Source organism: Nocardia higoensis NBRC 100133, from assembly GCF_000308595.1.
Classification (GTDB): Bacteria; Actinomycetota; Actinomycetes; order Mycobacteriales; family Mycobacteriaceae; genus Nocardia; species Nocardia higoensis.
In genome coordinates this window covers 1-9,363 of sequence record NZ_BAGA01000122.1, presented here as the reverse complement: position 1 = coordinate 9,363, position 9,363 = coordinate 1, and the positions used below count along the sequence as shown (strand labels likewise).

9 protein-coding genes are annotated in these 9,363 nt (G+C 69.2%); 5 read left to right on the top strand and 4 right to left on the bottom strand.

Features of this window, described 5'->3' with window-relative positions; translation table 11 throughout:
- The coding region (locus ON26_RS22375; protein ID WP_040798208.1) for a thioredoxin domain-containing protein at nucleotides 1-1,022 on the top strand (1,022 nt) is incomplete at its 5' end.
- 79 nt (nucleotides 1,023-1,101) lie between these two features.
- On the opposite strand, the gene ON26_RS22370 is transcribed toward ON26_RS22375, so the two are convergent.
- Complete coding sequence (locus ON26_RS22370) at nucleotides 1,102-2,691, bottom strand: adenylate/guanylate cyclase domain-containing protein (RefSeq protein ID WP_040798207.1); 1,590 nt, start codon at nucleotides 2,689-2,691, stop codon at nucleotides 1,102-1,104.
- Between the two features lie 128 nt (nucleotides 2,692-2,819).
- Nucleotides 2,820-3,443: a PAQR family membrane homeostasis protein TrhA gene (gene trhA, locus ON26_RS22365; protein WP_051027367.1), complete on the bottom strand. Its 624-nt coding sequence runs from the start codon at nucleotides 3,441-3,443 to the stop codon at nucleotides 2,820-2,822.
- A gap of 201 nt (nucleotides 3,444-3,644) precedes the next feature.
- Between trhA and ON26_RS22360 the strand changes: the two genes are divergently transcribed.
- Nucleotides 3,645-4,433 (top strand): isoprenyl transferase, encoded by a 789-nt coding sequence (locus tag ON26_RS22360; RefSeq protein ID WP_051027366.1) that lies wholly within the window; start codon nucleotides 3,645-3,647, stop codon nucleotides 4,431-4,433.
- A 48-nt stretch (nucleotides 4,434-4,481) separates the two neighbouring features.
- Here the strand turns inward: ON26_RS22360 and coaA are convergent, their stop codons facing one another.
- On the bottom strand, nucleotides 4,482-5,414 hold the full coding sequence (gene coaA, locus ON26_RS22355; RefSeq protein ID WP_040798206.1) for a type I pantothenate kinase: 933 nt from the start codon (nucleotides 5,412-5,414) through the stop codon (nucleotides 4,482-4,484).
- 191 nt (nucleotides 5,415-5,605) lie between these two features.
- Between coaA and ON26_RS22350 the strand changes: the two genes are divergently transcribed.
- On the top strand, nucleotides 5,606-6,817 hold the full coding sequence (locus tag ON26_RS22350) for a hypothetical protein (RefSeq protein ID WP_040798205.1): 1,212 nt from the start codon (nucleotides 5,606-5,608) through the stop codon (nucleotides 6,815-6,817).
- Nucleotides 6,818-6,952: 135 nt separating this feature from the next.
- Here ON26_RS22350 and ON26_RS22345 read toward each other — a convergent pair whose 3' ends face one another.
- Nucleotides 6,953-7,405, bottom strand: coding sequence for a PaaI family thioesterase (locus ON26_RS22345; protein ID WP_040798209.1), 453 nt, complete (start codon nucleotides 7,403-7,405; stop codon nucleotides 6,953-6,955).
- A gap of 143 nt (nucleotides 7,406-7,548) precedes the next feature.
- On the opposite strand from ON26_RS22345, the gene ON26_RS22340 reads away from it, so the two are divergent.
- Both ON26_RS22340 and glyA read left to right on the top strand, forming a co-directional pair.
- Nucleotides 7,549-8,115, top strand: coding sequence for a TetR/AcrR family transcriptional regulator (locus ON26_RS22340; protein ID WP_040798204.1), 567 nt, complete (start codon nucleotides 7,549-7,551; stop codon nucleotides 8,113-8,115).
- A gap of 112 nt (nucleotides 8,116-8,227) precedes the next feature.
- Nucleotides 8,228-9,363, top strand: a 1,136-nt coding sequence (gene glyA / locus ON26_RS22335; protein WP_245545978.1) for a serine hydroxymethyltransferase, incomplete at its 3' end; no start/stop codon positions are given.

Below are 9,363 nucleotides of genomic sequence, written 5' to 3'. Positions count from 1 at the left end.
CTGCCGAGCTGGTCGGCGAGCTGGGACCGATCGACGGCGCGTGGGCGGGGGAGATCCTCGGCGTGACCACCGGCGGGAACTTCGAGCAGGGCACGTCGGTCCCGACCCGCTACACCGACCCGGACGATCCACAGCGTTTCGAGCGGATAAGGGATGTGCTGAGCGCCGCCCGACAGCGCAGGCCGCAGCCGGCGCGCGACGACAAGGTGGTCACCGCGTGGAACGGAATGGCGATCACCGCGCTCGCCGAAGGCGGCGCCGCGCTGGGCGAACCCGGGTGGATCGACGCGGCGATCACCTGCGCGCGATTCCTGCTGGCCGAGCATGTGCACGAGGGCCGGTTGCGCCGCGCCTCCCTCGGCGGCAAGGCGGGCGCGTCGCCGGGCGTGCTGGAGGATTACGCCTGGCTCGCGACCGCCCTGCTCGCCCTGTATCAGGTGACGGCCCGAGCCGAGTGGCTCGACCAGGCACAGCGCATCCTCGACAGCGCGCTGCGGCACTTCGCGGACCCCGAGTCGCCGGGCAACTGGTACGACACCGCCGACGACGCCGAGACGCTGGTCGCCAGGCCGCGCGATCCGATCGACGGCGCCACCCCGGCGGGGGCGTCGTCGCTGGCCGAAGCGCTGCTGACAGCGTCCGCCCTCGCCGAGCCCGCCCGCGCCACCGTCTACCGGGAGGCCGTCGAGCAGACCCTGCGCAGAGGCGCGCTCGTACTGGCACGCGCCCCGCGCTCGGCGGGACAGTGGCTTGCCGTCGCCGAGGCGGCGCTGCGCGGACCGATCCAGGTCGCCGTCGCCACGCCGGCGGATCGTCCCGAGGACGGCCAGCCCTTGCTGGCCGCGGCCCGTTCCGCGGCTCCCGGTGGCGCCGTGATCATCGCCGGACCCGCCGATTCCGCGCCGCTGCTGGCCGATCGCGGGCCGGTCGGATCGGCCGCGGCTGCCTACGTGTGCCGTGGATCGGTCTGTGACTTGCCGGTCACCGGTGCGGCGGAGCTGCACAAGTCGCTCGCCGGATAGCGTTGCGGTGCAGTAGTTTTCGCGGCATTGCTCGTGACAGTCGGCCGGCGGGTCCGAATGGGCGCGGCTCGGCCCCGGCCTAGGGGTGCTCGCCTTCTGTTGTGGCGGAACGTATTTCGGTCATGCCGCTGTCCGACTGCTGTCGTGCCGTGAGCTCGGGCACTTCCCCGAAGGGCTCGTCGGAGTCCTGCGTGAGGTCCAGGTCCGTCCAGGTTGCGGTCGGCTCGGTCATGCCACGCAGCAGGATGTGCTCGTAGACCGTCCACTTCACCCGTTCGTGCGGGGCGGCGGCCTCGATGAGCGAGCCGCTGACCAGGATGCGGCGCGGAGCCTGCTTGGCCTCGGTGGTCAGCCGGGCGGCCTCGTTCACCGCGTCGCCGATGACGGTGTACTCGAGCCTGCTGGCGGCGCCGACATCGCCCGCGAAAACCGGACCGCGCGCCACGCCGATGCCGATGTCGAGTTCGCCGGAGGCGAGCACCTCGTCGCGGATGCGGCGGGCGGCGCGCAGGGCGGGGGTCGCGTCGTCGCCCAGGGCCACCGGCGCGCCGAACACACACAGCGCCGCATCGCCTTCGAACTTGTTGACCAAGCCGTTGTTGTCCTCGGTGGCCGCCACCACGATCGCGAGCAGCCGGTTGAGCTTGTCGACGAACTCCTCCGGGCGCAGTTGCGTCGACAGCGCCACCGAGCCGGTGACATCGACGAACAGCGCCGACACCACCCGCACGTCGCCGGTCGGTTTCGCCCCGCCGGTCAGCGCGCGTTCGGCGACTTCGGTCCCCACGTGGCGGCCGAACACCGCCCGCATCCGATCGCGCTCACGCAGGTTCGCGGCCAGCGCGTTCACCGAGTTCTCCAGCCGGCCGATCTCGCTGGCGCTGCCCACCGGCACCCGCACGTCGGTCTCGCCTTCGCTGATCCGCTCCAGCGCCAGGCGCAGCGTGCGCATCGGGGTTGCCACCGAACGGGCCAGGAACGCGGTCGCCAGCGCGCCGACGGCGATGCCGACCACCGACAGGAACAGGGCTGTACGGATCTGGTCGGGTGCGGCGGGCACCGGGTCGGCGAGCACGACGATCAGCATCAGCAACGGCAGCGCGCCGGAGACCGCCCAGGTCACGAGTACCCGGGACAGCACCGAGGAACTCCAGTGCATCGTCGCGCCGAGCACCCGCGCGACCACCGGAACCACCGGGCGGGTCATCCGGTCGACGATGAGGAAGGTCAACGCCGCCGATTCGAAGGCGCCGATGGTGATCACCGCCGTCGACACCGCGGGATGGTTACCCGGAGTGAACTGAGCGAACAACGACACCGAGATGATCACGCCGGGAATCCACAGCGCCAGTGCGCGGGCGGAGGCGACGATCGGTAGCCGCAGCAGCCGATGCGCCTCGTCGGGTGTCGGTCGCCGGTTCTGGTCGAGCCAGCTCAGGTGGACGGTGCGATCACGGAACGCGAGCACGATGCCGGTCACCAGGCCGATCGCCGGATAGATCGAGAGCAGTGCCAGCGTGGGCGGCCAGTCCGGTCCGACCCGGCCGAGGAAGCCGTTCAGCCAGAGCTGGGCGAGGATGGCCGCGACGCCGGCCAGATTGGCGGTGGTGACCACGGTGGCCAGCCCCCAGCGGGCCCGTAACGCCCACGCGATGAGCTCGGCGATCACGACCAGTGCACACCCGCTCCGGACATGCGCCTGCGATCACTCGGTGACATGCGGCACTGGATGGACACGACAAGTGAGCATAGTGGCCTCCATCGCCGTGACCGCCGCAATGGGCGGGCGCGACCGGCTCAGCGCACTACGACCATCCAGATCGCGATGTAGTGGCACAGTGCCGCCAGCACGGTCGCCGCGTGGAAGAACTCGTGATGGCCGAACACCCGCGGCCACGGATTCGGCCATTTGGTGGCGTAGAGGATCGCGCCCACGCTGTACATGACGCCGCCGAGGGCGAGAAGGATCAGCGGCGTCCAGCCGATGGCGTCGAGCAGGGTTCCGGCCACGGGCACGATCGCCCAGCCCAGCACCAGGTACAGCGGCACGCCGACCCACGCGGGCGCGGTCGGCCACAGCAGCTTCAACGCCACGCCTGCCAGCGCGCCCGCCCAGACCACCGCGAGCAGGATCCGACCGGTGTGGTCGGGCAGCCCGAGCACCGCGAACGGCGTATAGCTGCCCGCGATGAACAGGAAGATCATCGAGTGGTCGGCGCGCTTCATCCTGATCCGGGTACGCGGCGACTTCCAGGTGACCCGGTGGTAGACGGCGCTGATGCCGAACAGCAGGCAGACCGTTATACCGTAGACCAGCGTCGACCATCCGGCTGCCGCCGAGATGCCCGCCGCGACGTACACCAGTACCGCCACCGCGACCGCGGAGACGGCCAGTGCCCAGGTGTGGATCCAGCCGCGCATGCTCGGTTTCGCCAGCGCCTCGACGGCCTCGGCGGGCGAGGCGCCCAGCAACGCCGCGTCGGTGGTATCGGTTGCGTCGGACACGGGACGTACCTCCTGTAAACCGATGAGTAACTTACGGTAGCGTAGGTTTACCTGCCGCACCACCGTCCAGCGGTGTGATCGCCGCCGCTGATGCGTTCGCGGCGATGAGGCGTACTGTTGGTCGCCGTGGAGTTTCGGAACCGGGTGCGTGGTCTTCCGTATCGCATCTACGAGGCCAGATTGTCCAAGCAGCTGGCCGGAAAACAACATCCCCGCCATGTCGCCGTGATGTGCGACGGCAATAGACGCTGGGCTCGCGAGAACGGATTCACCGACGTCAGCCACGGCCATCGGGTCGGTGCGCTGAAAATCGCCGAGCTGGTCGAATGGTGTTCGCAGTCCGGAATCGAGATGGTCACCGTCTACCTGCTCTCCACCGAGAACCTGCAACGCGATCCCGAAGAGCTCGAGACCCTGTTCGAGGTCATCACCGATGTGGTCGAGGAATTGTCCGCGATCGACCGGGATTGGAGCGTGCGCATCGTCGGCTCGCTGGTCGGCTTTCCCGAGCTGATCGCCAAGCGGCTGCGCACCGCCGCCGAGCAGACCGAGGACCGTCGCGGCGTGCACGTGAACGTGGCCGTCGGCTACGGCGGTCGCCAGGAGATCGCCGACGCGGTGCGATCGCTGGTCCGCCAGGAGATCGCCGCGGGTGAGACCGGCGAGGACCTGGTGCAGTCGATCACCGTCAACGCGATCGGTCAGCACCTCTACACCTCGGGCCAGCCCGATCCCGACCTGGTCATCCGCACCTCCGGCGAGCAGCGCCTGTCGGGCTTCCTGCTGTGGCAGAGCGCCTACTCCGAGATCTGGTTCACCGAGGTCTACTGGCCGGAGTTCCGTAAGGTCGACTTCCTGCGCGCGTTGCGCGACTACGCCGCCAGGCACCGCCGCTTCGGCGTGTGAGCCGGGCCTGCCTGCGGCGCCGGAGAAATCTCGGGCGCCGGAGTCGGCTCAGAGTTTGCGCAGGCGCAGCCGGTTGATGCTGTGGTCGGCGTCCTTGCGCAGCACCAGGGTGGCGCGCGGGCGGGTCGGCAGGATGTTCTCCACCAGATTCGGCCGGTTGGTCGAATTCCAGATCTCCTGCGCGGCCAGCGTGGCCTGCTCGTCGGTCAGATCGGCGTAATGGTGGAAGTGCGCTTCCGGATCGGCGAAGGCGGTTTTGCGCAACGCGAGAAAGCGCTGTACATACCACTTCTCGATGTCCTCGATGCGCGCGTCGACGTAGATGGAGAAGTCGAACAGGTCCGAGACCATCAGCCGCGGTCCGGTCTGCAGCACATTGAGGCCTTCGACGATGAGAATGTCGGGTTGGTGCACGCAGTGCATTTCGTTCGGCACGATGTTGTAGGAGATGTGCGAATAGACCGGCGCGCACACCTCCGCCGCGCCCGATTTCACCTCGGTGACGAACCGCAGCAGTTTGCGGCGGTCGTAGCTCTCCGGAAAGCCTTTGCGGTGCATGATGCCGCGCCGGGTGAGTTCGGCGGTGGGATAGAGGAATCCGTCGGTGGTGACCAGGTCGACCCGCGGGTGGTGTTCCCAGCGGGCCAGCAAGGCCTGCAGCACGCGGGCGGTGGTCGATTTGCCGACCGCCACACTCCCCGCGACGCCGATCACGAACGGCACCTGCCGATCCGGGTGCTTTTCGCCGAGGAACGTCGCGGTGGCCGCGAAAAGACGCTGCCGGGCGGCTACTTGGAGGTGAATCAGTCGAGCGAGCGGGAGGTAGACCTCGGCGACCTCCTCGAGGTCGATCTGTTCGCCGAGACCGCGCAGGCCGGTCAGTTCTTCCTCGGTGAGCACCAGTGGAGTCGAGTTGCGCAGTGTTCGCCACTGCTTCCTATCGAATTCCACATAGGGGCTCGGCTCGCTCATTCGTGCCACTTACCCGACGCTCCGTTTCGGCAAACACGCACACATGCCGTGGGGGCACTGTGACTTCCGGACCAGCTCTCGCCGCATAGGCGAATTCTCCTCCGGGGTCTCGGCACGGAGAACAGGGGGTACCGCTACCGGGAGGTAACCGCAGGTACACCGGGCGGACAAGGCCGCCCGTGCGCAGTATCGTCACGGGCATGGCTGCGCATCCGCTCGTGACCGACTATCTGCGCCTCGGTCTGGGGTTCGACCGTCTCGAAGAGGGTTTCGTCGACGCTTTCACCGGTGACCCGGACCTGCGTCGTGAGGTGCAGAACGCGCCCGCGCCGCAACCGAACGATCTGGCCCGTAGAGCCGCCGAATTACGTTCCGCCCTACCGGATTCCGGGCTCGAAGTGCAGCGGGTGGAATTCCTCGACGCGCATCTGCGCGCGCTGGAATGCTCCGGACGCAAGTTCGCCGGCGAGGACATCGGCTTCATCGAGGAGGTGCGCGCCTATTTCGATGTCGACATCGCGCCCGGCGAGGCCGAGGACTACCTGGAGGCGCACCGGCAGATGGACGAGGTGCTGGCGGGCGAGGGCATGCTGGCCGAGCGCATCGCCGCGCATCGGCGCTCGGAGGAGATTCCGCCGGAACGGCTGGCGGCGTGCGTGGAGGCGTTCTCGAGCGCGCTGCGCGAGAAGGTGCGCGAGCGCTACCCGCTGCCCGACCACGAGCACGTCACCTACGAGGTCGTCGGTGACAAGCCGTGGTCGGGCTTCAATTACTACCTCGGCAACTACCACTCCCGCGTCGCGATCAACTCCGATCTGAAGCAGCACATGGCGAATCTGCCGCACCTGATCGCGCACGAGTCCTATCCCGGCCACCACACCGAGCACTGCCGCAAGGAGGCGGGCCTGGTCGCCGCCGGACACGCCGAGCAGACTTTGTTCCTGGTCAACACCCCGCAGTGCCTGATGGCAGAGGGGCTGGCCGACCTGGCGCTGCACTCGATCGTCGGACCGGACTGGGGTCTGTGGGCGCAGGAGATCTACGCCGACCTGGGACTGCGGTTCGACGGCGAACGCGCCCAGCGGCTCTCCCGCGCCTCGGCGAAACTGCTGTCGGTCCGCCAGGATGCCGCGCTGCTGCTGCACGACCGCCGCCGAGACGAGAGCGAAGTGGCCGAGTTCCTCCAGCGCTGGAGCCTGGTCACCCCGGACCGGGCGCGCCAGCAGCTGCGGTTCCTGTCCTCGCCGCTGTGGCGGGCCTACATCTCGACCTACGTGGAGGGTTACAAACTGCTCGGCGATTGGCTCGATCGCGCCGCCGACGCCGACGAGCGCAGCGAACGGTTCCGTCGGCTGCTCGACGAACCGCTCACCCCCGCCGCGGTGCGCCGGGAGCTGGTCGGCGTCGCCTGAGCCGTCGGCGTCCGCACTCCGCGCGCCGAGAGCGCCGCCGGGAATGCCCGCGCCGACGGCGTTCGGGCCGGACGGACGTCGTGGCGGCGGCTCGATCCGACGCGCTCGTGGACAGAGCCCTGGCGGGTGGACGGATCAGCGGAAGATGGCGCAGGTGGTGGTCGCGTGGGCGACGAGCTTGCCGTCCTCGTCGACGACCCGGCCCTCGGCGGTCGCCGTGGTGCGACCGACGTGGATGGTGGTGCCGGTGGCGATCAGCCTGCGGCCGTCGGTCGGGACCGAGCGGATGTAGTTCACCTTCAGTTCGAGGGTGGTGTAGCCGACGCCCGCGTCGAGGGTGGTGTGCACGGCGCAGGCCATGACCGAGTCGAGCAGGGTCGCGCAGATGCCGCCGTGTGTGGTGCCCAGCGGATTCGCGAAGTCCTGGCGGGTGCGGACCGCGAAGACCACCTTGCCGTGCTCGAGCTCGTCGACCTCCATGCCGAGCAGGTCGCCGATGAACGGCGGCCGGTCCGGGAGCGAGAACGCGGTGCGCAGCAGTTCCAGTCCGGACAGCGCGACGAGGTCGGCCTTGTCGGTGGCAGTCATGTCGTTCCTTTCGGTGAACCGATCGGTCCACATCTGTCATGATTGCAACATGGACCGATCGGTTCACGCAACCGTGGTGGCGGCGCGCCGCGGCGCGTGGTTCGGTAGGCCACGAAGGACGGCACGGAAGACAGGGGAGTCGTATGCGCAACAAGCCGCGTGACCGCCTGATCGAGGGCGCCATCGCTCTCGTGCGCGAACAGGGCGTCCAGGGAGCGGGCCTGGCCGCCCTGCTCGCTCGGACCAACACCTCGCGCAACTCCCTCTACCAGCACTTCCCGGCGGGCAAGGGTGAGCTGGTCGAAGCCGCCACGCTGGTCGCGGGCGAGCGGATGTCCGACTACATCGACCGCGTCACCGCGCAGGGCGGCCCCGAGGACTGGGCGGCGGCCCTGGTGCGCTGGGCCACGCGGCTGGTCGAATCCGGCGACTTCGGGGCGGGCTGCCCGATCGCCGGTGCGGCGCTGGCCGAATCCGAACCCGCCGTGCAGGCGGCGGCCGCGCGCGTGTTCGAGGACTGGACCGGGCGCCTGGCGCAGGCACTGGCGGGCTCCGGAATCCCGGCCGATCGGGCGCGCTCGCTGGCCGGTTTCCTCGTCAGCAGCGTCGAGGGCGCGATGCTGGTCGCGCGGGCCGCCAAATCGGTGCGGCCGCTGGCCGAGGCCGAGGAGAATCTGCGGGCGTTGCTGGCGGCCGAGCGAGGGCGGTAACCCCCTGGGAGGACCTCGGCCGGGGCACCCATAGACTGGACCGGTGACGCAGACGACCGCCTCTGTCAATACCCAGTCTCTCGGTGAGCTCGATCCCGAGCTCGCGGCCGCGATGGCAGGCGAACTCGCCCGCGAGCGCGACACTCTCGAGATGATCGCCTCGGAGAACTTCGTGCCGCGCGCGGTGCTGCAGGCCCAGGGCAGCGTGCTGACCAACAAGTACGCCGAAGGCTACCCGGGCAGGCGCTACTACGGCGGCTGTGAAGACGTCGACGTGGTGGAGAATCTCGCCCGCGAACGCGCCAAGGAGCTCTTCGGCGCCGAATTCGCCAACGTCCAGCCGCATTCCGGCGCGCAGGCCAACGCCGCGGTGCTCATGTCGCTGCTGAACCCGGGCGACAAGATGCTCGGCCTCGACCTCGCGCACGGCGGTCACCTGACCCACGGCATGCGGCTGAACTTCTCCGGCAAGCTCTACGAGGTGCACTCCTACGGGGTGAGCAAGGAAGACCACCGCGTCGACATGGACGAGGTGCGCACCATCGCCCTCGAGGCCAAGCCGAGGGTGATCGTGGCGGGCTGGTCGGCCTACCCGCGCCATCAGGACTTCGCCGCCTTCCGCGAGATCGCCGACGAGGTCGGCGCCTACCTGTGGGTGGACATGGCGCACTTCGCCGGTCTGGTCGCCGCCGGTCTGCATCCCTCCCCGGTGCCCTACGCCGACGTGGTCTCCTCCACCGTGCACAAGACCCTCGGCGGTCCGCGCTCCGGCCTGATCCTGGCCAAGCAGGAATTCGCCAAGAAGATCAACAGCGCGGTCTTCCCCGGCCAGCAGGGCGGCCCGCTCATGCACGCCATCGCCGCCAAGGCCGTGGCCTTCAAGATCGCCGGCACGGAGGAGTTCCGCGACCGCCAGGCGCGCACCCTGTCCGGCGCCAAGATCCTCGCCGAGCGCCTCACCGCCGATGATGTGGCGGCCAAGGGCATCAGCGTGCTCACCGGCGGCACCGATGTGCACCTGGTGCTGGTGGATCTGCGCAACTCCGAGCTCGACGGTCAGCAGGGCGAGGATCTGCTGCACGAGATCGGTATCACCGTCAACCGCAACGCGGTCCCGTTCGACCCGCGCCCGCCGATGGTCACCTCCGGCCTGCGCATCGGCACGGCGGCGCTGTCCACCCGCGGTTTCGGCGACGCCGAGTTCACCGAGGTCGCCGACATCATCGCCACCGCGCTGGTGGGCGGCTC